Origin of the sequence: Pseudoalteromonas sp. MIP2626 (genome assembly GCF_013414205.1) — a bacterium.
Taxonomy (GTDB): Bacteria; Pseudomonadota; Gammaproteobacteria; order Enterobacterales; family Alteromonadaceae; genus Pseudoalteromonas; species Pseudoalteromonas nigrifaciens.
This window is the reverse complement of the sequence record NZ_JAATTW010000004.1, coordinates 36937-62855: the sequence shown is the minus strand read 5'-3', so window position 1 is coordinate 62855 and position 25919 is coordinate 36937. Positions and strand designations below refer to the sequence as shown.

18 protein-coding genes are annotated in these 25919 nt (G+C 39.0%); 1 reads left to right on the top strand and 17 read right to left on the bottom strand.

Annotated elements, in window-relative coordinates:
• Positions 1-20: 20 nt before the first annotated feature.
• Genes tcdA through HC000_RS04045 form a run of 7 tightly spaced genes read right to left on the bottom strand, consistent with a single transcriptional unit; the run spans position 21 to position 7491 of the window.
• Positions 21-827 (bottom strand): tRNA cyclic N6-threonylcarbamoyladenosine(37) synthase TcdA, encoded by an 807-nt coding sequence (tcdA, locus tag HC000_RS04075; RefSeq protein ID WP_179807015.1) that lies wholly within the window; start codon positions 825-827, stop codon positions 21-23.
• Positions 828-1508, bottom strand: a complete 681-nt coding sequence (locus HC000_RS04070) for a TIGR01621 family pseudouridine synthase (protein WP_179807014.1) — start codon at positions 1506-1508, stop codon at positions 828-830.
• The gene (gene kdsB / locus HC000_RS04065; protein ID WP_011328336.1) at positions 1505-2266 is read right to left on the bottom strand and encodes a 3-deoxy-manno-octulosonate cytidylyltransferase; all 762 of its coding nucleotides are present in this window, start codon (positions 2264-2266) and stop codon (positions 1505-1507) included. The genes HC000_RS04070 and kdsB overlap by 4 nt, the downstream gene beginning before the upstream one ends.
• Entirely contained in the window at positions 2254-2451 is a 198-nt protein-coding gene (locus tag HC000_RS04060; protein WP_011328337.1) for a Trm112 family protein, read from the bottom strand. The genes kdsB and HC000_RS04060 overlap by 13 nt, the downstream gene beginning before the upstream one ends.
• A complete protein-coding gene (gene lpxK, locus HC000_RS04055; protein ID WP_011328338.1) occupies positions 2441-3421 on the bottom strand; it encodes a tetraacyldisaccharide 4'-kinase in 981 nt (326 codons plus the stop codon). The genes HC000_RS04060 and lpxK overlap by 11 nt, the downstream gene beginning before the upstream one ends.
• On the bottom strand, positions 3418-5163 hold the full coding sequence (gene msbA, locus HC000_RS04050; RefSeq protein WP_179807013.1) for a lipid A export permease/ATP-binding protein MsbA: 1746 nt from the start codon (positions 5161-5163) through the stop codon (positions 3418-3420). The genes lpxK and msbA overlap by 4 nt, the downstream gene beginning before the upstream one ends.
• Before the next feature lie 60 nt (positions 5164-5223).
• Positions 5224-7491 (bottom strand): DNA internalization-related competence protein ComEC/Rec2, encoded by a 2268-nt coding sequence (locus HC000_RS04045; RefSeq protein WP_179807012.1) that lies wholly within the window; start codon positions 7489-7491, stop codon positions 5224-5226.
• On the opposite strand from HC000_RS04045, the gene HC000_RS04040 reads away from it, so the two are divergent.
• Positions 7471-7977 (top strand): DUF2062 domain-containing protein, encoded by a 507-nt coding sequence (locus tag HC000_RS04040; protein WP_179807011.1) that lies wholly within the window; start codon positions 7471-7473, stop codon positions 7975-7977. The genes HC000_RS04045 and HC000_RS04040 overlap by 21 nt on opposite strands.
• Before the next feature lie 93 nt (positions 7978-8070).
• On the opposite strand, the gene HC000_RS04035 is transcribed toward HC000_RS04040, so the two are convergent.
• The 10 genes from HC000_RS04035 to HC000_RS03990 form a co-directional block, all read right to left on the bottom strand.
• The gene (locus tag HC000_RS04035) at positions 8071-9816 is read right to left on the bottom strand and encodes a DUF3466 family protein (RefSeq protein WP_179807010.1); all 1746 of its coding nucleotides are present in this window, start codon (positions 9814-9816) and stop codon (positions 8071-8073) included.
• A gap of 11 nt (positions 9817-9827) precedes the next feature.
• The gene (locus HC000_RS04030; RefSeq protein WP_179807009.1) at positions 9828-11744 is read right to left on the bottom strand and encodes an ABC transporter ATP-binding protein; all 1917 of its coding nucleotides are present in this window, start codon (positions 11742-11744) and stop codon (positions 9828-9830) included.
• A 15-nt stretch (positions 11745-11759) separates the two neighbouring features.
• On the bottom strand, positions 11760-11999 hold the full coding sequence (locus HC000_RS04025; protein WP_041454446.1) for a glutaredoxin family protein: 240 nt from the start codon (positions 11997-11999) through the stop codon (positions 11760-11762).
• Positions 11992-14109 carry a bifunctional 23S rRNA (guanine(2069)-N(7))-methyltransferase RlmK/23S rRNA (guanine(2445)-N(2))-methyltransferase RlmL gene (gene rlmKL, locus HC000_RS04020; protein WP_011328345.1) on the bottom strand — a complete coding sequence of 706 codons (2118 nt, stop codon included), beginning with the start codon at positions 14107-14109 and terminating at the stop codon, positions 11992-11994. Before rlmKL ends, HC000_RS04025 begins: the two co-directional genes overlap by 8 nt.
• A 90-nt stretch (positions 14110-14199) precedes the next feature.
• Positions 14200-14730 carry a cell division protein ZapC gene (locus tag HC000_RS04015; RefSeq protein WP_011328346.1) on the bottom strand — a complete coding sequence of 177 codons (531 nt, stop codon included), beginning with the start codon at positions 14728-14730 and terminating at the stop codon, positions 14200-14202.
• 179 nt (positions 14731-14909) lie between these two features.
• Positions 14910-15920, bottom strand: coding sequence for a quinone-dependent dihydroorotate dehydrogenase (gene pyrD, locus HC000_RS04010; protein WP_011328347.1), 1011 nt, complete (start codon positions 15918-15920; stop codon positions 14910-14912).
• A 136-nt stretch (positions 15921-16056) separates the two neighbouring features.
• A complete protein-coding gene (locus tag HC000_RS04005; protein WP_011328348.1) occupies positions 16057-20886 on the bottom strand; it encodes an NAD-glutamate dehydrogenase in 4830 nt (1609 codons plus the stop codon).
• A 210-nt stretch (positions 20887-21096) separates the two neighbouring features.
• Complete coding sequence (locus tag HC000_RS04000; RefSeq protein WP_179807008.1) at positions 21097-23418, bottom strand: MMPL family transporter; 2322 nt, start codon at positions 23416-23418, stop codon at positions 21097-21099.
• Positions 23418-24413, bottom strand: coding sequence for a YCF48-related protein (locus HC000_RS03995; protein ID WP_011328350.1), 996 nt, complete (start codon positions 24411-24413; stop codon positions 23418-23420). The genes HC000_RS04000 and HC000_RS03995 overlap by 1 nt, the downstream gene beginning before the upstream one ends.
• Before the next feature lie 131 nt (positions 24414-24544).
• Positions 24545-25909 (bottom strand): DUF1329 domain-containing protein, encoded by a 1365-nt coding sequence (locus tag HC000_RS03990; protein ID WP_179807007.1) that lies wholly within the window; start codon positions 25907-25909, stop codon positions 24545-24547.
• Between the last annotated feature and the right edge of the window lie 10 nt (positions 25910-25919).

The following is a 25919-nucleotide window of genomic DNA, read 5'->3' as shown; positions in this document are numbered from 1 at the left end:
CGGTTAAATTATAAGCAGCGTTATGCTTGGGAACTAAGTAAACGCTGTTTTTTATCTAAATATTTACGAACGGCTTTTGCAGCTACAAAAAAGCCAAAGCTGCCAGTGATCATAGTCACTGAGCCAAAGCCATTATTACAATCCATATTCATACTACCATCGGCATTTTGCTTAGCATGGCAAACACTGCCATCACTGCCTGGGTATACCAGCTGCTCTGTTGAATATACACAATCAATATTAAACTTACGCTTAGGGTTATTACTAAAATTATATTGCTTGCGTAAAATATAACGCACTTTAGCTAAGAGTGGATCTTGGGTAGTTTTAGCCACATCGCCAAACGTAATTTGCCCCGGATCAGTTTGCCCACCTGCGCCGCCGGTAGTAATTACAGCTAGTTTATTGCGTTTACAATGCGCAATTAATGCCGCTTTTTCTTTCACTGCGTCAATACAATCAATAACATAATCAAAGCCCTGAATATGCTCATGAATGTTATCTAAAGTAATAAAGTCATCAATCACCTGCACTTCACATTGTGGGTTAATTAACTCACAACGCGCTTTCATCGCCTCCACTTTAGCTTGGCCAATGGTGCCGGTAAGTGCGTGTATTTGTCTATTTACATTAGTGGCACAAATATCATCTAAATCTATTAGGGTTAATTTGCCAACCCCAGTGCGCGCCAATGCTTCTGCGGCCCAACTACCAACACCACCAATGCCAACAACACAAAAATGTGCCTGCTGTAACCAGTCAAACTGTCGTTGTCCGTATAAACGTTTGATCCCGCCAAAACGTATGTCTGTTACTTTTTCAGTCATTTACCAATCCAGTTGCCATGGTGTTTTCCATGCTTGAAAATCTTGATGTTTAATTAATTGTGTAAACTCATCCCCATTATCGGGTAAAAGAGTAAATTGTATTTGCTGCTCATTCCATAAGAAATCAAGCGCAAATGCATGCAAGTAAGTACGTGCGCTATGCGCACCTGCATAAGAGGTATCACCTAATATAGGTGCGCCTATACTTTTTAGCGCTACTCTTAATTGGTGCGTTTTACCTGAGTAAGGTTTTAAAATATACCCCCTAAAACCGGGTTTATAACTTACAGAATAAAAACGACTAATAGCAGGATTAGCTGTTGTTGTAAGTAACTTAAAAGTACCACGGCGTGATTTTGCCATATCGCCTTTTATCCAACCCTGCTTTTTTTTAGGCTTGGCGTCGCTAATAGCCAAGTAAAACTTATTAATTGTGTGCTCAGTAAACATTTGCGTAAATTTAGCGGCGGCGAGTTTATTGCGCGCTAAAATAAGCAAGCCTGAGGTCACTTTATCGAGGCGGTGTACTGCAAAGAGTTTTTCATTTAATTGCTGCTCTGCTAATACCACAAAACCTGCGGCGTCTTCTGAATGAAAATTCAGCCCTGCAGGTTTTGCTAAAATATAAAAGTCTCTATGACTATGCACAACTTTTAAATAGGCTTTATTCGTAATGCTCACGCGTGTTTACTTTGCAAATAGCTAATTACTTTAGCTAAATCTTCTGGCGTATCGACACCCGCTTGTGGAGTAATATGCGCTTGCTCTATTTTAATATTGTAGCCATGGTAAAGCACACGTAATTGTTCTAGTGATTCTAGCTGCTCTAGCGGTGACACACTTAGCTCAATATATTGCTTAATAAAACCAGCTCGGTAGGCATAAATACCCACATGGCGTTGAAACGGCGTTAAATCCAGCGTGCTCTGCTCGCCCATCATGGCGCTACGATCAAACGGAATACTGGCACGCGAAAAATACAATGCATTTTTATTAATATCGCTAACGACTTTAACTGCATTAGGATTAAAAACGTCTTCTTGCTCTTCTATCGCTACACTTAAAGTGGCCATAGGTGCAGTTGATTCATTTAATAACGTGGCAACTTGAGATACATTTTCTGGTGCCAATAATGGCTCATCACCTTGCACATTAACTACAATAGTGTTGTTATCAAGCTTAAGTAAATCAACAACCTCTGCTAAACGTTCCGTGCCTGACTGATGATCTTCACGCGTCATTAATACATCACTTGTAAAGGTACTCACAGCATCAAATACTTTTTGATGATCGGTCGCAATAACAACTTTACTCGCACCCGATAAACAGGCTTTTTCGTAAACATGCTGGATCATTGGCTTACCACAAATATCGGCTAGTGGTTTGCCTGGTAAACGGCTAGAAGCGTAACGCGCAGGAATAACAACTACGAATTCCACTTTTGTACCTCATCAAGTGACAATTCACGCGCTTCATTTTCAAGCAATACTGGAATGTCATCGATAACCGGATACGCCAACTTAGCGGCTGTACTTATTAGTTCGCTGTTTTCTTTATCAAAACGTAATTTACCCTTACATACTGGGCAGGCGATAATTTCGAGTAATTTTGTATCAAAGGCCATTGAGGATCCCTTTATCTTTTAATAATGAATTTAATTTGTTTATAACGCTATCGGTAGGTTGAGCATCCACTGGTAAGTAATACCAATTTTGTTTTGCAAAAGCACTACACTTTACAGCATCTTTTTCGGTCATTAACACATTTTCATCACCAAACTGAGTAAAATCATCAGCAGTGTATGCATAATGGTCTCGATAATGATGGGTTGATACTAAGGTAATACCTTGTGCTTGTAATGACTGTTCAAAACGCAGCGGATTACCAATAGCACTCACAGCGTGGGCTGTTAATATAGGCTCTGTTAGCGTACTATTATTGAGCACAGATTTTAAAGCTGCAGGCTGCAAATTATAACGTTGTGGGTTGTTGCCGCCATTTTCTATCACTAAATCAACGCTCTTTAAGCGCTTTTTAGTTTCGCGAAGCGGGCCTGCTGGCATTAACAAACCGTTGCCAAATTGACGTGCACTATCAACAATACAGCATTCAATACTGCGTGCCATTTTATAATGTTGCATGCCATCGTCAGATATAATTACATCAATAGCAGAGGTTTGTTCCAGTAATTCTATATTTTGTTGTCTGTTTGGGCCAACCGCTATGGGGCACTGCAAACGATGATATAAAAGTATCGGTTCATCGCCCGCCTCAAGCGTAGTACTGTTATGATCAACAAGCAATGGATATTGCTTAGCATGCCCGCCGTAGCCTCGGCTAATAATACCTACAGATAAACCTTGCTGAGTTAAATGAGCGTGTAGCCACAGTACAAATGGCGTTTTACCATTGCCGCCAACACTAATATTACCCACTACAATTACAGGTGTTTTGCTACTAAATTGCGTTAGTATACCGCATGTATAAAGCCATTTACGTAATGTTGATATTAGCCAAAACAGTGCAGCTAAAGGCAGTAATAATATAGTAATTAAACTGACGGGCTGATACCAGCTTTGTTCAATTTTGCTCACCCTTGCTCACCAAATTGCATTTTGCATAATGCTGAATAAGTGCCATTATTTGCCAGTAAACTTAAATGATCGCCACTTTCAATAACACTGCCATTATCTATAACATAAATTCGGTCGCTATTTTCTATCGTCGATAAGCGATGCGCAATTACAATCGAGGTTTTGTCTTTCATTAATGCCTCGAGTGCTTGCTGAATTAGTTTTTCTGATTCAGTATCGAGCGCAGATGTTGCTTCATCAAGGATTAAAATAGGCGCATCTTTTAATATTGCACGAGCAATAGCAATACGTTGGCGTTGACCACCAGAGAGCATTACCCCATTTTCGCCAACCATAGTATTTAGCTGCTCTGGTAAGTCTTTTACAAACTCCCATACATGCGCTTGCTTGGCTACTTTTTCCAGTTCTTGCTCCGATATTTCACGCTGTAAACCGTAACAAATATTATTGGCAATGGAGTCGTTAAATAACACCACTTGTTGCGACACTAGCGCAAACTGACGACGTAAATCGGTTAGCTTATAATCATGCAGTGCAATGCCATCGAGTAAAATTTCACTCGGCGCTTCTAAATCGTAATAACGTGGCAATAAGTTAGAAATAGTTGATTTACCTGAGCCCGAACGCCCAACTAAAGCAATGCTTTCACCCGCTTTAATAGTTAACGATAAATTGTTTAATACCGGCTCATCTTTAGTTGGGTATTTAAAGGTGACATTTTTAACTTCAATCAAGCCTTGTACTTTATCTACGCTTACTGTACCTGTGTCTTTTTCGACTTCCTCGTCGAGTATTAAAAACACACTTTGCGCAGCTGAAACTCCTCGCTGCATATCACTATTTACATTAGCCAGCTGTTTTAGCGGGCGAAGTAACATCATCATTGATGAAATTAATACCACAAAATCGCCCGAGCTTATGGTGTCAATCATCGAAGGCATTGACACAACCCATAAAATAACCGCCATAGCGCTGGCAGCCAATACTTGAATGATTGATACACTCAAGGCTTTAGTTGCGTCCATTTTAATTCGTTGCTGACGATTATGATTATTTACTTTTGAAAACTGATCTATTTCTTGATTTTGGCCACCAAAACCATGGATCACTTTGTGACCACTTAGCATTTGCTCTGAGCTACGAGTAACTTGCCCCATAGCTGATTGAATACTTTTAGAAATGTGTCTAAAGCGCTTTGACACCACAGTTACTATGACTGCAACTAAAGGAATAATAACTAAAAATATCAGCGATAATTGCCAACTGGTATAAAACATAACTGCGAGTAAAAATACTACAAAAGCACCTTCACGCACTACAATTAATAATGCCTTGGTAATAGCTTGTTGTACTTGTTCGGTATCAAAGGTTATTTTAGAAATGAGATCGCCGGTGGAATTTTTATCATGAAACGAGACCGGTAAATGTAAAATATGTTCAAACAACTCTTGGCGCAGCGAGCGCACAACTTGTGAGCCTACATAACTCAAACAATAAGACGACATAAAGTTAAATACACCACGTCCTATTACCAAAGCAATAACTACAAAGGGGGCATATTTTAGTACATCAGCATTTCGCTCATTAAGACCTTCGTCAATAAACGGCTTCATAAGCTGAATAAATAAAGCATCCATACCTGAATACCCTATCATGCCAATAATAGCGACGATGGCGACAGTTCTGTACGCACCAACGTAAGAAATAAGACGTTTATAAATTTGTGTAGTACTTTGATCCATAACACTCTCTTTATACAGTTACAGCCCCTATTGTATCCTCAGGGAGGCTAAAACAAAACGTCAATCTTTAATAAACCAATAACTTTCACGCCCTCTGGCCGTTTCAACATGCAAATTAGTACTATAAAATTTAATTCTAATTTGTCCTTGCTGCCCAGTAATATATTGCGCAGCGCCAATTTTATTAAACCGCGCAACCACTTCATCATTAGGAAAGTGCCATTGTCCTTTGTAAGCACTCGAATGCACCACAACTTTAGGGTTAACAGCCACAATAAACTCACTACTTGATGAAGTACCACTACCATGATGCGGGCTTATTAATACATTGCTTGCTAAATTATATCCTGCGGCAATCAGTGCGCGCTCTCGTTGCTTAGAAATATCACCGGTAAAAAGTACACTGTGTTGCGCGCTACTAATTTTGACTACGCAGGAGTCATCGTTGTTATTATTAAAAGTAATTGAACTAAATGTTTGTATTTTTAGCCCATAAAAATCCACAGTCATGGGTTTGCATAAACTGGGTATGCCATTTGGATGAAAAGCAGTGAGAGTCGATTCAAAGCCTGCCTCTATAAAATGTTTAATGCCTCCTGCATGGTCGTTATCTTGATGGCTTAAAATAGCGGTAGCAATATTCAGGTTATTAGCTTTTATATACGGCAGTAAAATACTACGTGTTCGGCTAAAACGGTTAAAATAACTAGGTCCAAAATCATAAATTAATGCATTGTTATCTTTTTCTAACAACACCATCAAGCCATGCCCAACATCAAATATGTTTACTTGCCAATCACTTTTGGGGGTAAAGTAACTATCAACCAGCAATACACTTAACGGAATACTAGCAAGCCATTTGAATTTCACTAAATACAGCAGTAGCATGGTTACATAACTAAAAAGCACTATGTCTATAGTAATTGTGCCCACATTTAACCAACGCCAACCTGGCGGTATTGCCATTAATTGTTGATACAAAAAATACAATACGGGGTCAAATAACGACACTATCATGCTCATATCAATAACACTGCTCAATATCGCAACCACTAATAATAATGGCATAATGATAAAGGCGAGCAACGGAATAGCGATTAAGTTCAAGACCAACCCAGCCAAACTCACACCATTAAAAAAGTATAACGACAAAGGCAATAAACCTATAAATAGTGCCCCTTGTATAGCACATAACATGCCTACTTTAGCGACAACAGAAGCCCCCTTAAAAGGTACTTTTGTAATAACAATAAAGATGATAGCCACAGCTAAAAATGAAAAATACAAACCTGGATTTAATACATTAAAAGGGTTAATCATTAAAACTAAAACCAAGGCGTATAAAATACTGCGCCAACGTAGCGATTGTTTAGCTAGGTAATACAATAATAAGTAGCACCCTAGCATTATTAAAGCCCGGGTCGCAGAGACAATAAAAGCGCTTAAATATACATAAAAAAATGCCGCTATAAAGCCCATTAAGCTATAACAAGTTGCTAGGTTAATTGTTTGTTTTATTCTAATTCTGGTTCGGCTTACAAGTGACCGTGTTACAAAAAAAGCAAAGCCAAATACTAACGAAATATGCAACCCAGAAATTGCCAGTAAGTGGCTTAACCCCAGCGTTTGCATGGTCAGCTTTTGTTCAAAGTTCATTAAGGACTTGTCGCCAGTCAGCAGCGTATAATAAAGCCAGTTAAGCTTAGACTCTTTAAATATGTGTTTAATATAGTGGCGATAAGCTATAACGTGTTGGTTTCTTTTTGTATCAGTAATAATTAAATTTTTATTGAGTACTTTGCCTTTAAAAAATATTTTTTGCGTAAATGCATAAAGTTGATTGTCAAAAACAGTAAAGTTTTTTGTGCTTCTAAAATTTTTTAAATGTGCGTGAGCACTGAAGGTTGCGCCTACTTCTAATATTTGCGCTGAATCAACACTTAACATAGCGCTAGGGGCGGTAAAGTAAGCGTAATCTTGTTCATCAAGCTTAATAATTTTTGCTTTTATATATTGTGGAGCATTAGCTGATACAACGTCTTCAACAATTAACTTTACTGAATATGCATACTTTTCACCCTGCGCTGGTAGCTCAAACGAGTAAAAAAGTGTGAAATGCACTAAGATAGCAAAAATAGCGCAAATAAAGCCTAACAAAACATTTGAAAACGGCTTAAAATAAGCGCTCGCAATTAGGATTGAAATTGTGATGAGTATAAATTCGAGGGTTTGAAAGTAAAATACGGTTGCAATACTTCCGCACACAAATCCAAGACTAATCCACATTGATGTAAATGGTTGCTTTAAATGGCTAAAAAAACGATCCAACGATTTTTACCCGATCCAAATAAAATTAGGCATCACAAATCTCTTAAAATATTTGGCCGTTTGTTACAAGACGCGAACCTTTGGCATTTAAATCGACGCTCTGCGCGTGGTGCATTCGCTGTCGGGTTATTTTTTGCGTTCATCCCTGTTCCTTTTCAAATGGTCCTAGCTGCAGCAACCGCTATTGTGTTTAGGGTAAACCTGCCCATTTCAGTAGCCTTAGTATGGATAACTAACCCCGTTACCATGCCACCTATTTTTTACTGCTCTTATCTTATTGGCACCCTAGTACTAAACCAGCCAGAACAACACTTTTCCTTTGAAGCAAGTTGGCCTTGGTTTATCGAAAGCTTAACGACTATTGGCCCAGCATTTTTAGTTGGGTCCTTGGTGTCGGCATCAGTTGCCGCTATTATTGGCTATTTTGGAATAGATATTATTTGGCGGCGTTCAGTTAGAAAAGCATGGTTAGTACGTAACAAGTAGCCAATAGTTATAATGACTATAGACAAAAAAAGCCCAACTTAACAAGTTTGGGCTTTTTTTGTTTCTCTGCTTAAATTTTCGATTTAAATTCTATTAAAACCTAAATACTCGTCTAAACGCAATGAGTGGTAATAATAATAATCCATACCAAGAGAAGCTTGCAGAGCGACGTTCATAAACTTCAGCCTCTGGTGGTGCACAATCTTCTATCGTGCCATTAGGGATTGGCGAAAGCTTTACTGCTACAGCAACACTTTCATATTCAGTTTTACCATTAACATCGGTTACAACTTTACCTAATGAGTCACGCTTTTCAACAGTTTTAGTGGCCACACCAAATATTTCATTATTTTCGTTAATCACTTTAGCTTCACTCATGCTATAGCTATAACTACTAGTACCGTCCATGCCGTAACACGGCAATAAGTCATTTAAATTAGTGATTTTATCATCACCTATTTTATAAATGAACGCTGCTGAGCGACGTGAATTATCAGAAATACCAACCTCACCTTCGCCAACAATATAACCTTGGTTATTTATACTGTTACCGTATGAGCTTGAGCTCGTAAAATAGCTGTCTGGATAAACTGTAGTACCCGTTGCTATATCATGATAGAAAAATTTATTACGTAAGGCGCCATCAATACGCCTTGTGGCATAACCTGTCACAACATTATTATCGTTGATTGCTAAAGACTTACCGCCTTGCCAACCATCTGGTTGATTTATAAATTCAACCGCTTTGCCATCTTTAAAATAAGCTGGCATAGTTAAAATGGTACTATAATTATCATAATAACGCGTGTTCGATACACCAACAGCAACCCCTTGGCTGTTAACTGCTAATGCATTACTGATAAACGTGGTATTTTCAATTTCATCCACATCTGGCACCAAAGCTAAACCAAGTGCTTCGGTAGACGTGATATTAAATGCGTTATCAAGCGTCCATTTCGCTGCTTGCTTATTAAATATCCCACGGGTTGTTTGATTATTAATAATTTCAATACAGGTTGAAAATGGCTCATCTTTTTCATTACAGTAATCAGTAATAATGGTTTGACGCGTTTGCGGTATACCAAGTGACATATTACCAACAACAATATAACCATCTGCGGCTTTTACAATATCAGAGGCTTGGCTAGTACCACCATACTCACTAAATCGGGGTACCAAAGGAACTTCCATACCGCTTTCAGATATAATAATACCGCGCTCTATAAAGTCACGAGTAAACCATGATGTAGGATCAGTTTCTTCCTCTATGGTAAACTCTATTTTATCAAATGGAGCACTGCCCCAACCAACTGTAGTGCCATCTTCTGCAACAGCGTTGTAAAAGTTAGTTACAGAGCGGGTAACACCTGGGTAATCTGGCGAGTTTATATCAAACAAAGTTTGCTCAACAGCAGCGCCACTATCATATTTTATTGCGGTTAGTGAGCTTAACTTTTGAAACTGATAATTAGCCGACACATTATTAGCTAAAAAACGAATCATGAAGCTATGTGCATCTGCGTTAGTTGCTACAGCATTGTTTTTTTTAATGTCATCTAACGTAAAAGTAATATCTTTATCACTAAGCTCAAATGCATTAACTTCATTAGTGTAAGCGTTTTGAATTAAACTCAGTGAAAAGTCAATATGCTCAATATCTACAGGTAAATTATATAAGCCATTAGCTATACCTATAATATGGCCACTTTCACTTACATCGGTAACATAAGAATATTTCGCGCCTTCAAGTGCACCTAATTCCGTTAATTGATAAGTCGCACTTAATGCTGAAGTACTCATTGTTGCTAAAATACTGGCAGCGAGTAATTTATATTTCATTTTAGTCCTTACTACTGATTTTTTAATTCTTCAAGTTCTTCCCAGCGCGAAAACGCGGCCTCAAGGTCTGACTCAAGTTTTGCCAAATGGTTCAATGCCTTAGCCGTTATATCACTGTCTTGCTTAAAAAAATCAACATCACTAACTATAGCTTGTTGAATTTCAACATCGGCTTCGAGTTGTTCCATTTTATTAGGCAGCTGCTCTAATTCAAGTTTTAATTTGTAAGAGAGCTTATTACCTTTAGCCTCTGCTTTAACTGCTGGCGCAGCAGGTGCTTTTTCAACTTTTTTAGTTGCTTGCTGTGGTTGACTTTTTTGTTGCTCTGCTAAGTAATTAACATAGGCTTCGTAATCACTGTAGCCGCCAACAATATCAGTAATCTTGCCATTACCTTCAAATGCCCAAACACTAGAACAGGTATTATCAATAAACTCACGGTCATGGCTTACTATTAATACGGTGCCTTGATACTGGTTAATAATATCTTCCAAAAGCTCTAATGTTTCTATATCCAAATCATTAGTTGGCTCATCGAGCACTAATATGTTTGACGGTTTTAAAAACAGTTTAGCCAATAACAAGCGGTTTTTTTCACCACCCGAAAGCGCTTTTACTGGCGTACGGGCACGTGCTGGCGGGAACAAAAAGTCTTGTAAGTAACCTAATACGTGGCGCGAGCGACCACCCATCATTACTTCTTGCTTACCCTCAGCAACGTTGTCTTGTACTGTTGCTTCTTCGTCTAACTTTTCACGGTATTGGTCAAAGTAAGCAAATTCTAAATTAACACCTTGCTTAGTTTCACCGCTATCTGGGGCTAGGCTACCAAACATTAATTTTAATAACGTTGTTTTACCAATACCATTTGGACCAACTAAACCAATACGATCGCCGCGCATAACCAAGGTTGAGAAGTCATCTGCAATCACTTTATCTTTAAATGCATGACAAAGATGCTTAGCTTCAAATACCAATTTACCCGAACGGTCTGCCGTTTCAATATTAAAGTCTGTTTTACCTACTTGGTCAACACGTTGTTTACGCTCGTTACGTAGTTGCTTAAGTTCTCGTACGCGCCCTTCATTACGCGTTCTTCGTGCTTTAACACCTTGACGTATCCACGTTTCTTCTTCGGCTAAACGCTTATCAAATAAAGCGTTTTGGCTTTCTTCAACTTTTAAGTCGTGGGCTTTTTGCTCTAAATAAGTAGCATAGTCGCCAGGGTATGATATTAATTTACCACGGTCTAAATCTAGAATACGCGTTGCAACAGCACGAATAAAGGCACGGTCATGCGATATAAATACAATGCCGCCTTTAAATTCTTTTAAAAATTGCTCAAGCCACATAACACTTGCCATATCTAAGTGGTTAGTAGGCTCATCGAGTAATAATAAATCTGGCTCACTAACCAATGCACGAGCAAGCGCAACTTTACGCAACCAACCACCTGAAAGTGATTCAAGCTTAGCATCAGGTGTTAACTCTAATTGGGTTAAAACCACTTGAATGCGACTATCAAAACGCCAGCCATCAACCGCTTCTAATTGGTTTGATAAACGCTCAAGTTTATTTAATAATTTATCGGTACATACGGTTTGTAGCTCTGTACTCACATGATGAAAATCAATCAGTAAGCTAGCAATTTCAGGCATACCTTGGGCAACATAATCAAATACAGTGCCGCTTGCGCCTTTAGGTGGATCTTGTTCTAAACGAGAAATTCTTATACCACCAAGCTGGTTTATTTCACCATCATCTAATAAAACCTCACCATCGAGTACTTTTAATAACGTTGACTTACCAGCACCATTTCTACCTACAACACACACGCGCTCGCCACTTTCAATCACTGCATCTGCTTTATTAAGCAATGCATGAGTACCAAAGGCCAGTTGTGCTTTTAAAATTCTAATTAAATCCATAATTCTTCTTTGCTCTTATTCTGCTTGCGCTAAAAATTCACGCACGTCTAGTGCAGTAAAAGGCCAAAATAATTGTTGGCCTTGCTCACTTTTAAATACCGGAATACTAACCTGATAATCAGCAATAAGCTGATCATCAGTCATAATATCTACTAGCAATAATTCATTGTGGCTATTAACTAATCCCTTAATTAATTGCTCAGCTTGTTCACACAAATGACAACCATCTGTGTGATATAAAATCCACTTAGCCATGGGTAATTAACCAGCTATTATGAATTTTTTTATTACGCTTAAAATCAGGCGATAAGGTTTTGTCAGAAATATTAACCGCTTTTAAGCCCAAGCCAATTAAACCCACTTCATCCATAACAAAGCCACGTTTATTATTAGAAAAAATAAGCGTACCCGACGGGCTTAATATTTTTTTAACCCAAGTTAATAACTTAATATGATCGCTCTGCACATCAAATGCATCTTTCATACGCTTAGAGTTTGAAAACGTCGGGGGATCTAAAAAGATTAAATCGTACTGCGCCGTCGCATGCTCTAGCCACTTTAAGCAGTCTGCTTGCTCAAAACGGTAGCGAGTATTACTAATATTATTTAAATCAAAGTTGTCTTGGCCCCATTTTAAATAGGTTTTTGACAAGTCAACCGTGGTAATTGCTTTAGCGCCACCAAGTGCTGCATGTACTGACGCTGTACCTGTGTAGGCAAATAAGTTTAAAAAGCGCTTATCTTTGGCGTTTTCTTGAATATAACGACGCATTAAACGGTGATCTAAAAACAAGCCAGTGTCTAAGTAATCAAATAAATTCACTTTAAACTTAGCGCCAAACTCTTCAACCACCATAGTGCGGTTTTGTTTAGCCATTGGCGTGTATTGCTCTTCGCCTTTTTGCTTTTTACGTACTTTTACAGCAATATTCTCTGGTGCTATTTTGAGTTGTTCAGCGGTTAAGCTGATCACATCTTGTAAGCGTTTTTCAGACGTTTTTTCATCAATTTCTTTCGGGGCTGCGTATTCAAAAATAACCGCTGAGTCACCGTAAATATCTACAGCAACGTTGTACTCAGGAATATCAGCTTCGTATACACGGTATGCTGTAATTTCGTTTTGCTTAAGCCAGTTTTTTAAACCCTGCTTGTTCTTTTTCAATCGATTAGCAAAAGACATTGAACCTTCAAAATTCAGCGCTTTTTTATCATCGGTTGTCAGGCTTACTTGTTTGTCATCAAGTTGATACAAGTTAAGTTCAACATCTAACGGGCCATTTTTAAATTTATAACGTTTCAGCCTAACCAACTTTAACAGCTTAAATAAGCTCTCATCCATACCCAGTAAAGCAAGCTTCCAATGATTGAAGTGCTTTTTAAAGCCCACACCTAAATTACGATGTAAATCTACAAGCTCAGCCATAGAACCAATACGCTCACCATAAGGTAAGTTAGATATAACTACGCCAGGTAATTTAGCCACTGCGGTTAGTTTAGTTGCATCACTTTGTTTAAACTTAATAATATCGTCTAGCTCAGCACGTTTTGCGTTATCAATTGCCTTACCTAATACTTGAGCGTCGTAATCGTGGCCAATGAGCCATAATTTAGGGTCTATAATATTGCCCAGCAATTCTTCTTTTAGCTCTTTAAATTTCGCAGCTCTAAAACTTGGTAAGCGCTCAAATGCAAAGCCTTCGCGAAATAAGCCGGGAGCTTCGTTGCGCGCCATACCGGCAGCTTCAATTAAAATAGTACCTGCACCACAACATGGGTCAAACAAAGGCTGATTTACATTTTCAAGCCAGCCGCTGCGTTTGATTAATGCCGCTGCTAAATGCTCTTTTATAGGTGCTTTACCTTGGCCCTGTCGGTAACCACGCTCAGATAAACGCGGGCCAGAGTAATCTATATACATAGATACGCCATAACGATTTAAACGCGCAACCACACGCACATTAGCGTCTTGTTTATCAACATTAGGGCGCTGCTCGAATAAGTCGTTAAAGTAATCAACTATGGCATCTTTTATAACTAAACCAGAAAACTGTGTATTTTTTAATGAGTCGTTGGTGCCATTAAAGTCGACAGCAAACGTTTGTGTAGGCCCAAACCATTCTTGCCATGGTTGTGAGCGAGCAAAGTTATACAGGCTATTTTTGTCATCTACGCCTTCTTTTTCTTCAATAAGCATAAGCACGCGCGTAGCAAAGCGAGTCGATAAACACACCTTTTGCGCCAATAATGAGTCTGCCTCAAAGCGAACAGAACCAACAGTTTGCTTAGACACAGTTGCGCCAAGTTCTGTTAGTTCATCAACCAATAAATTTTCGATTCCGATAGAAGTAAGTGCGATAAATTGCAAAGTAGTAACCCTTAATAGCTAATTGCGCAGGATTATAACATAGGTTTGCATACAAACACGCCATAAACACGGGCTGAAAATAAAATTAGATTAAGCTATTTTGCTATGAATATGCTGATTTAAGAGAGGATGTACACGATTGTTTAAAACGCGAATGGCTTCAAACTGTACTAATGATAAATTATCATCTAATTGAAAATTTTCACTTAGGTTAATACACACAGATGCATCACTGCTGTGCTCTACAATTAAAAACTCTCCCGACTGCGCTTTAGAGGTTAAATTAATAACGGCTTCAGTACTTGGAGTGCTTCCTGTGTATTGCTCAAAAAACCAACTTTTAGCAAGTACTGGCTTTAATTGAAATTTCACTGCGGTTGCATTGAGTGATATTTGACATAATTGCGCTGGATTCCACAGCTTAAATTGCACAAGATATTGATAAACTTGTTCATAAAAAGCGGCATCTTCTAAGCTAAAATAAGGGTTTTTAAATGTACTGTCAGTAAGTTGTCTTAACTTATAAGGAGTGCAGAGCTGCATATCTTCATTTAAATCAAGTAATAAGCGGTTTTTTTTGGCGCAAGATATCCACTGCCATTGCTTTGATGCTTGTAACATATCCCCTCCACGCTTAACATTTAAATATAATAAAAACAATAAGCACAAAGTATAGCCGCTTTTAATCATTTTTAAAATGTTTTATTAGAACATTTATTGAACGATCAAAAGCTTAGAGGGCAAGTTAGCCTTTTAGTGTTAAAACAAACTTAACTTTTAAGGCTAAGTAGCCCTATTTTTTATAAACTATCAACTATCGATTTAATTAATTGTGGGCCTTTATAAATAAAGCCAGTATAAATTTGTACTAAATCGGCACCTGCGTTTATTTTTTCTTTCGCCGATGACACATCGTCAATACCGCCTACACCAATAATAGGTAACTGCCCATTAGTTAAGCGCTTTAGCTCGCTAACTACATGCGTCGCACGCTCCCTAACTGGCTGCCCCGATAAACCACCGGCTTCGTCAGCATATTGCTGACCCGCAACCATGCTACGCTCAAGTGTAGTATTGGTAGCAATTACCCCATCTATTTTATTGCTTAGTAAAGATTCACTTACTTGAGCAATTTGGATTGGATCTAAATCTGGCGCAATTTTTACCAGCATAGGTACCTGTTTACCATGTTTAGCAACAAGATCAAGCTGCTCGTTTTTCAAACTTTGTAGTAAATCATCAAGGGCTGCACCGTATTGTAAATCACGAAGCCCTGGGGTATTTGGCGATGAAATATTAACAGTTATATACGAGGCATGTTCAAACACCTTGCGCATGCAATGTATGTAATCGTCTTTGCCTTGCTCATTCGGTGTGTCTTTATTTTTACCAATGTTAATACCTAAAATACCGGTATAGTTGGCTGCTTTAACGTTATTAACTAAATTATCAACGCCTTTGTTATTAAATCCCATGCGATTGATAATGGCATTTGACTGCGGCAATCTAAACATACGTGGTTTATCGTTACCAGCTTGTGGGCGCGGAGTAACTGTACCCACTTCAACAAAACCAAAGCCCATTTGTGCAAATGCAGTAATACACTCTGCATTTTTATCAAGCCCTGCAGCAAGACCAACGGGGTTTTTAAGTTCTAAGCCTAAAAAATTAACTGGTTTATTCACAATATTTTGTGACCAAGCAGCGCTTAATGGTGTATTGGCAAAACGACTTAAATTATTAAGAGCGAACTCATGCGCCCACTCCGCATCACGGGTAAACATAAAACGGCGAGCTAAATCGTAAAACATGAATATAATCCTCTTAAAATGCAGACAAAAAAATACCTCAGACTAGGCCGAGGTATTGTATAACAATTTTAACCATTAACTCATTATTTTCACCAAGGAAAATAATGAGTAGGCATTAATTATGGTTTTTATTCTATTACACGCAGTTATGGCTTAATAACATGAGTTCACGTAGTGCTACTGAAAACTTAGCAAAATCGTGAGTTTGTGATGTTCTAAACTCTGCAAGCATTTGCTTCCAACGTTGTAATAATAACTCTTGGCTATCCATCCATTGCTCAATTTGGCCATTAACATCTTTGTTATCATCGGCAAAACCGTTTAATACCACTTCTGCTAATGTACGTTGTTGCCAATCAAGCTCTTCGCGGTACGATGCACGCGCTAATGCCTGCCAATGGTTTGCTACTGGTTGCTTAGTAATTTGCTCTAAGAACCAATGTAAGCCCATGTTTGCACCAAGCTTGAAGTAAGTATGCGATACAGTATCGATACTTTGTTTCGAACTTGCTGAGATTTCAGCTAAGTCCATAGCAGAAAACAAGCTAGATAAACCAGTAATGCGATTAGCTAGTTCTGCAGGCACACCACTTTGTGTTAACTCTTGGGCAGCTGCAACTAAAAGCTCGCCTTCTTTATCAACCATATACGTTGTTAAATTAGCACTTAAATCTGCAAATGTTGGCGCAAAAAATTCAACTGTTTGGGTAATTGTTTGTGCTTTGTTGCGATGACGTAAGAACCAACGTGTTACACGACGAACCGTGCGACGTAATTGGTATAGCATTTCGGTTTGTACAGCAGCCGGAATTTTATTATCAAGTGCAACAACCGAGGCCCACGTATCGCTCATTTGGAACAACTCGCTGGCAATTGAATAACATAAAGCAATTTCAGCTTCATTTGCACCGGTTTCTTCATGCATACGCACCATGAAGTTAAGACCCATATCGTTAACAATTTGATTAGCCAGTTTAGTGGCAATAATTTCTTTACGAAGTGGGTGATTATCCATCGCTTCGTTAAACTTCTCACGCAGTGGTAACGGGAACGAATTAACTAACAATTGACGGTAATATGGATTTTCCGTAATTTCATCTGTAACAAATGACTCTTTAAGTACCATTTTAGAGTACGACACTAAAATCGCTAACTCTGGACGTGTTAAGTCTTTGCCAGCTGCTGCACGTTCTGCTAATTCTTCATCACTTGGGATAAACTCAATCGCACGATTTAGCTTGCCTTCTTTTTCAAGAGCATGAATAAAGCGAATTTTCTCTTTAAGCGTTGATGAGCCTTTAGATTGAGTAATTGAAATAGTGTGTGTTTGACGATAACAATCATTCAATACCAGCTTAGACACTTCGTCTGTCATAGCGTATAAAAGTTCATCGCGTTGCTTGCGCGTTAAGTCACCTGAGGTAACTAAACCATTAAGTAAAATCTTAATATTAACTTCGTTATCTGAACAAGTAACGCCACCTACGTTATCAATAAAGTCAGTATTAACACGGCCGCCTTTCGCTGCAAATTCAATACGTCCTAACTGAGTTGCACCTAAGTTACCGCCCTCGCCAAATACTTTAGCACCTAGCTCGCCACCGTTAATACGCAGTGCATCGTTTGCACGATCCCCTACATCGGCGTCAGTTTCTTTGCTGCTCTTAACATAAGTACCAATACCACCATTCCACAATAGATCGTAATCCATCATTAGCGCAGCTTTGATCAGTTCAGTTGGTGTCATGCTGGCTTTTTTAGTGCCTAACATTTTTTTCATTTCTGGGCTTAGTGTAATCGACTTAGCCGCACGAGAGAAAACACCACCACCGGCAGAAATTAAATCTTTATTAAAGTCTTCCCACGATGAACGCGGTAATTTAAATAAACGTTCACGCTCAGGATACGTTGCTGCTGCATCTGGTGTTGGGTCAATAAAAATATGCATATGGTTAAATGCAACTTGTAAACGAGTATGTTTAGATAACAACATACCATTACCAAATACATCCCCTGCCATATCGCCAATAGCTACCACGGTAAAATCGGTTGTTTGACAATCAATATCCATTTCGCGGAAATGACGTTTAACTGATTCCCACGCGCCACGTGCTGTAATACCCATTTTCTTATGGTCATAACCCACTGAGCCACCTGATGCAAACGCATCACCTAGCCAAAAGTTATATTCATTTGCAATGCCATTAGCAATATCAGAGAAAGTTGCAGTACCTTTATCGGCTGCTACAACTAAATAAGCATCATCGCCATCGTGGCGAGTTACATCTACAGGCGCAACAATTTCACCTTGTACAATATTATCTGTGATATCTAACAAACCACGAATAAAGATTTTGTAACACTCTTGGCCTTCTTTTAAGAATGCTTCACGCTCAGTTGGCAATTGTTTACAAACAAAACCGCCTTTAGAACCTACTGGCACAATTACCGCATTTTTCACTTGTTGTGCTTTAACTAAGCCAAGTACTTCAGTACGGAAATCTTCACGGCGATCTGACCAACGCAAGCCACCACGGGCAACACTACCGTATCGTAAATGCACACCTTCAATACGCGGAGAATATACAAAAATTTCAAACGCCGGTAATGGTAATGGTACGCCAGGAATTAAGCTTGGCTTAATTTTAAACGATACATACGATTTAAATTGGCCATTGCCATCTTTTTGAAAGAAGCTAGTACGCAGTGTTGCCACTATCATATCAACGTATAAACGTATAATACGGTCATCATCAAGATTGGCTACGTTTTCAAGTTCTAAATATATTTCTGTACTAAGCTTTTCAAGTGTTTTTTCACTTGCAGGGCTTTTAACTGAGAACTTTTTAGTAAACAAGTTAACAATTTTTGCTGCAATGTGTGGATAATTTGCAAAAGTGCCTTCAATGTAAGCTTGCGAGAAGGTAACCCCAATTTGGCGCATGTATTTAGCGTACGCACGTAATATTGACGCTTCACGCCCAGTAAGACCACCCATTAATACTAAACGGTTAAAACCGTCGTTTTCTAAGCGGTTATTCCAAACACTGGTTAACGCAGCGCGAAAACGTGCTGAAATTTTATCAAAATCTGCCATCCCTTTGCTATCAATTAGCATAGAGAAATCCATGATCCAATTAATGCTACCATCGCTAGTTTTAACTGAATAAGGTGTTTCGCCAACGACACGTAAGCCAAAGTTTTCTAGCATCGGCATCACATCAGATAAGTGAATAGGCTCATCTTTATGAAATAAGCTTAAACGCACAACATTGCTGTTAGCTTCTTCTTGCGGGCGATAAAATAACATTTCAAGTTTGTTTTCATCGTTAAGCATTTCTAGCTTTTCAATATCAACAACAGCTGCACTTGGTAATACTTCATCTTTATATGAGCGAGCAAATGCTTGAGCATACTTACGGTTTAATTCATTACCGCGTGCTTCGCCAGCTTGCTCTAGTAAGGCTGATTGTAATTTATCTTCCCAAGTACGGGCCGCTTCAACTAAATTGTTTTCAATGTCTTTCACTTTATACTCTATATTATTATCAGTCACACGCACGGTATAATGAGTACGGGCTAGTGTTGACTCAGAGAAATAGGTTGTAAATTCGACTTTTTCGTCAGAATTAAATGCATTTGCTAAAATATTTTGCGTTTCATGACGCAGTGCCGTGTTATAGCGCTCACGTGGTACATAAACCATACATGAGAAAAAACGTCCATAGGCATCTTTACGTACAAACAAGCGACACATATCACGCTCTTGTACTTGCAACACGCCCATTGCAACTTCTAGCAATTCGCTTTCGCGGGCTTGTACAAGTTCATCTCGCGGGTAGGTTTCTAAAATATTAAGCACCGCTTTATAAGCATGGGTGCCTTTGGCAAAATCACACATTTGCATAATACGGTCAATTTTACTTTTAAGAACCGGTACGTCTGCCGCACTGTAGTTATAAAAGTTTGACGAGAACAAGCCAATAAAGCGATCCTCACCAATAACATTGCCTTTGTCATCAAAACGTTTTACACCAACATAGTCGATATAAGCCGGACGATGTACGCGTGATAATGAGTTAGTTTTAGTTAAAATTAGTAAGTTACTACTACGCGCATCTTGGCGAGCAGCTTCTGGTAATTCCGAAAGTAGACGAGTGTGTTCTACACCGGCATTTTTCATCAAACCTAAACTGGTTTCCATTACGCCTTTTAACTCGTAATCACCCTGTATTGGCGATAACTCATATTGGCGATAGCCCATTAGGGTAAAGTTGTCTTTAACTAACCAGTCTAAAAACTCAACCGTTTCATCTACTTCAGCATTATTTTTGCCAGCACGACGTTTTGGTAGCTCTTTACTAACTGCAATTAGCTTTTCGCGAATTGGCTGCCAGTCTTCTACCGCTACCGATACATCTGTAAGTACAGACTCTAACTCTTGTTTGAAAGACTCAATCACAGCTGAATCTGTTTGACGGTCAATTTCAATAAAGAATACTGTTTTGGTCGAGGTTGATTCTTGCTCTGCTTTTAAACCAGATAAACCTGAGATCTTGTCATTTTCATCTCGTTGGATTTTAAGCGGGCTATGTAGTAATAAGTGAGAGGCAATATTTTCACGAGTCATGGCCATACGTACTGAATCAACTAAAAACGGCATGTCTTTAGCTATAATCTCAACAATGGTATGCGATGACTGCCAGCCATCTTTTGCCACTTCTGGGTTGAAAACGCGAATAACCGCGTCATCAGACGTGTTCTTTTCTAGCGAATTCCAAAGGCTTAGTGCAGCACCATATAAGTCACTATCGTTACGATTAGCCAAATCCTCTTTAGACATATTGCTGTACAAGGCTTTGGCGAATTTTTCAACGAGTAACACATTATCAGCGCGAACTTTTTTGTGGATAAGCTTACAAACATTATCTAAAATAACTGAGGCTTGACCTTCATTTCGTGTCATTGTTTATTCCTTAAATCTATTACTGCTTAATAGCAGAATATTTGTACAGCATTTATTAGCGTGGAGTCGAGCAAATTCTAACTCGTTTACAACTAATAAACAGCCTTTTACGATGAAAACATTTTTAGCTTTTCAGCTATTTGGTCATCTATTCACAAATTATAGATATAAATGGCCTTTACAGGCCATTTAGGAGCAAACTTATTCACTTTATTTTTTCTGGTCAGTCCAGAGCAAGCTACCAATTGCTGGTAAAAGCAGCACTGCACCCAGCATATTTACTAAAAACATGAAGGTAAGCAAAATTCCCATATCAACTTGAAATTTCAAATCAGAGAAAATCCAAGTACTCACGCCAATAGCAAGTGTAATACCGGTAAATAATACTGCACTACCGCGCTCAATTAACGCATTTCGATAAGCAACACTCAGCGGTACATTTTGTTTTAACTGTCCCATCATCGACGACAATATATAAATACCATAATCAACGCCTATACCCACACCTAATGCAATAACTGGCAGTGTAGATACGGTTAAGCCAATTTCCAGCTGTACCATTAATGCTTGTGCAAGAGTAGATACCACATACAGAGGTAACACTACTGCAATGGTTGCTTTTACGCTTCTAAAGCTTAGTAAACACAAAACAATTACAGCGCCGTAAACATACAGCATCATCGGAATTTGCGCCGCTGACACTGACTCGTTTGTGGCTGCCATTACACCTACTGGGCCTGATGCGAGTTTAAACGCAACTTTATCTGTACCCTCTTCTTGTGCAAAGCGTTTAACACTTTCAATTACAAGATCAATTGTTTGCGCTTTATGATCATCTAAAAAGATAATCACTGGCATCACTGAGCAATCGCCGTTGAGTAATCCCGTGCTGGTTTCTACCCGCGAGGTAGATTGTACTAAGCTTGCAGAGTTACGTGGCAGGCTTTGCCATTTAAGGTTACCTTCGTTATAACCGGCATTTACCGACTGCGCTACCGAGCTTAAGCTTACCGCTGATTGCACACCGGCAACATTCTCTACTTTGTATTGAAAACGGCTAATACGCTGCATCACATCATGCTCAGTACATGCTGCAGGATACGCTTCTACAATTACCTTTAAGATATCAGACGAAATGGTGTATTTGTCCGAGATTAAAAATGTGTCTTGGTTATAGCGTGCATCTTGGTGCAATGATGGTGCGCCAGCATGTAAGTCCCCAATACGCATTTTATCTGCTTGCCAATAACCAAGTGCAAATAACACTAAAGTAAAAGCAATTATCATTTTAGCAATTTTAGGATCGGTGGCTTTAACCAATAAATCTCTAATTGCATCAAGCATATTTGGTTTTTTAGCATCACCCGATTGAATATGTACACTATTTTCAAAGTGCATATACGACGCCCATACAGGGAGTAAAATCAGGTTAGTAAATATAATTACCGCAACACCTAAACTAGCTGTTATAGCAAGCTCTCTAATAATACCAATGTCAATGGTTAGCAGAGTTAAAAAGCCAACCGTATCCGATAACAACGCAATGCCGCCTGGGATCAATAATGCTCTAAAGCTTGACTGACAACATTCTCGCGTACTTTTACCCTCGCCTACTTTTTTACCTATCGCGTTAATCATCTGCACACCATGGCTCACACCAATTGCAAATACTAAAAAAGGTACCAAAATAGACATAGGATCTAAGCCAAAGCCTAAACTCGACAGTAGCCCTAATTGCCAAATTACAGCAATGATCGAACACATTATAGGTAAAATAGTCAGCTTTAAACTGCCACAAAATAGCCAAACCATAATAAAAGTAAAGGCAATCGCGATGGCAAAAAATACCACCACACCTTTTGCACCTTCGGCTATATCACCGGCCATTTTAGCAAAACCAATTATATGAATACTCACCTTGTCGGTGCTTAGCGGTTCACGTAGTTGTGTTTCGAGTTTTTGCGCAAATGCTAAGGTATCGAGCTTTTCTTGGGTTTGCGGATCGGTTTCCATTAATTGCGCTGTCACCATCGCACACGAATAGTCACTGGCAATCATGCGCCCAACTACTTTCGCTTTTTCGATATTTTCTTTAACGACCCCTAAACCCTGTTTATCGGCTTTAAAATTAGCAGGAATTATTGGCCCGCCGGCAAAACCATCTTCAACTACTTCAACAAATCGAGCGCTGGGTGAAAATATTGAATTTACTAAAGGTCGATTAACACCAGGGATAAAATATAGCTGGTCGTGTACCGCTTTTAATTGGGTAAAAAATTCAGGATTAAATATATCGCCGCTGTCGTCACACACCGAAATTAAAATACTGTTAGCGCCACCAAACTGCTTTTCATGTTTGGTGTATACCTTCATATAATCGTGGTTTAACGGAATGTTTTTATTAAACGAGGCATCAAGTTGAATTTGTGTCGCTTTAAATGCCAATAAACAGGTTATAAGCACAAAGCTTATAACCATAATTAAGCGATGTTTAAATATCGCATTTTCTATAAAGTCTAAAATCTTATGCATTAAGGGGTCAACTCCTTCACTTTAATGCCATCTTCTGTTGCCATGATTAGTTTATTATTTAAAATCACACCATCTAGAATTGCTTTACCGTCGGCCAACTGCTCATGTGTAAGCTCAGCGTTTTGCAAATGAAAAATCACGCCGCTATTGGCCAACATTAGCCATTGTTCATTGTTATAATTTATGATGTTGTTAATCGTTGCTGTTTTTTTATTATCAAGGTGCTGCCAATTTTGATCACCTTGCTGGCGAGTAAAAACATTGCCTCGTAATCCTGCCACTACCTCTTGCTGCGCATTGGCGCTAAATGCAAAAAATGATCCTGGGTAAATTTCGTCAACTCGCTGCCATGTTAAGCCTGCATCGGTACTTTTTGCCATTAAGCCCATTTCACCCACTAACATTAAACCGTCTGGAGTTTGCTCAATGCGGTTAAAGTGCGGCAAAATTGAGGCTGTTTCTGCTTCATAACCTTCTGGGTCGTGTTCTTTTAAATCACTCAAATATTCTCTATCGTCACTAAATAATAGCGAGTCTAAAAAACGTTTTTGCCAGTGCTTACCACCGTCGCTGGTTTGATAAAACATGCCATAAGCCCCCACAGCATAACCATGTAGCTCATCTTTAAATAAAATATCTAAACACGGTTTATCTATCTCTGGCTTAGCTTGTTGTAAATGCCACGTTTTACCACCATTTGTAGTATTTATTATTGTTGCATCGTGCCCACAGGCCCAGCCATTGTTTTCATTAGTAAAATCAACCGCAGTTAACAATACTTGAGTTGGCACCGATTCTGCTTGTTGCCAATCAATACCATTAATACTTGTAATTACAGTGCCATGCTTACCAACAGCCACTAAACCCGCTTTAGTTTGGGTAATATCAGTCAATAACGTTTTATCGGCGTTTATTGCACTAATAGCAAATTGAGGAGTTTCTTGTGCAACACTCGCACCGCTGAGGATCAGGCTGGCATATACCAAATACTTCATAAATTTAAATCGCCTTGAACTGGGGAATTGTTTGTCTATTTAGGTGAGGAAAAGCCCTGCGCGTCAAAAAGACAAACGCGATGAGAAAGGAAAAAAGGCACCTAACCAATCGGTTAGGTGCCTACTATTAACTATCTACCTTCGCGACGTAATGCGCTTGATGTAAACTCATTGTCGTTAAACGACTGAGAAAAATCATACATTTTGTGCTGGTTATCTAAACCAATTGCTAAGTAACGACGAGAGTTTAAATCATGATAAACCTCTAACGTACTCCACTGCGTTGGTACTTCATAGTAGTTAAGGCCATAAGCCATAGCTACACGGTAAAGTTGGTCACGGTTATCGTAAATATCGGTAACCTGTACTTGCCAGCTATCTTCATCAATATAAAACACACGTTTTTTATAAATATGGCGCGTATCATCTTTTAAGTTAGCTTCAACCACCCACACACGGTGCTTTTCGTAGCGTGTATGCTCAGGGTTAATATGTCCTGGCATTAATATTTCGTCATAGCTTAGTTTATCGCTATGGAGCTTATAACTATTGTATGGAATATAAAGCTCTTGCTTACCTTTTAATGTCCAGGTGTAACGGTTTGGTGACCCGTTAAACATGTCAAAGTCATCAGTGGTACGTAAGCTGTCAGCTGCTGTACCTGGTGCATCATAAGCAACGTTAGGTGCACGACGAACACGACGTTGACCACTGTTGTAAGTCCATGCTTGGCGTGGCGTTAATATTTGGTCCATGGTTTCATGCACTAATAACGCAGTACCCGCTAGGCGTGCCGGCTCTGTTACTTTTTGTTTAAACTTAAACAAAATATTTGAGTCTTGCAGTTGCGCAGGTGTAGCACTTGGATCTGAGTATTTAACTAGTAGTTGCTCATCAAAACCAACATAGTTATACGAACCCGAAGCGTTAGGTGCTGCTTGGCCGCCAAAACGCTCAATAGACTGACCACGGTAACGTAGCAAGTGATTCCAAATTGCCTCTAAACCAGTTTTAGGAATAGGAAATGGAATACCAATTGCTGTACTTTTAATCCCATTACCGCCTTCTATTAGCTCTGCAGTGGGTGCAAATTGCTTAGTTGCATCATATACAAATTGCGGGAACGAAGCAGAGCGGCGAGTTGCATATACTGGCATTTTAAAGGTATCAGGATACGCTTCAAATAACGCAATTTGGCCAGGGCTTAAGTTCGCTTTATATTTTTCAATATTGCTTTTATCAATAGTAAACAACACTTTATCCGTATTAAACGGGTCTAAGTGATGCATACCTGCTTTATAACCTGCCGGTGCTGCGGTAATACCACCATTCCACGCAGGAATAGAACCATCTGCATTGCCTGCTTTTTGAGCGCCTAGTGGCGTTAAGTCTGCACCTAAGCGCGCAACTTCTTCGCTGCTAATTTTAGCTAAAGCAGCGTGACTTGCAAACAAGCTACAAAATGCAGTAGCAATGAGGGTAGGTTTTTTAATCATAATAATATTA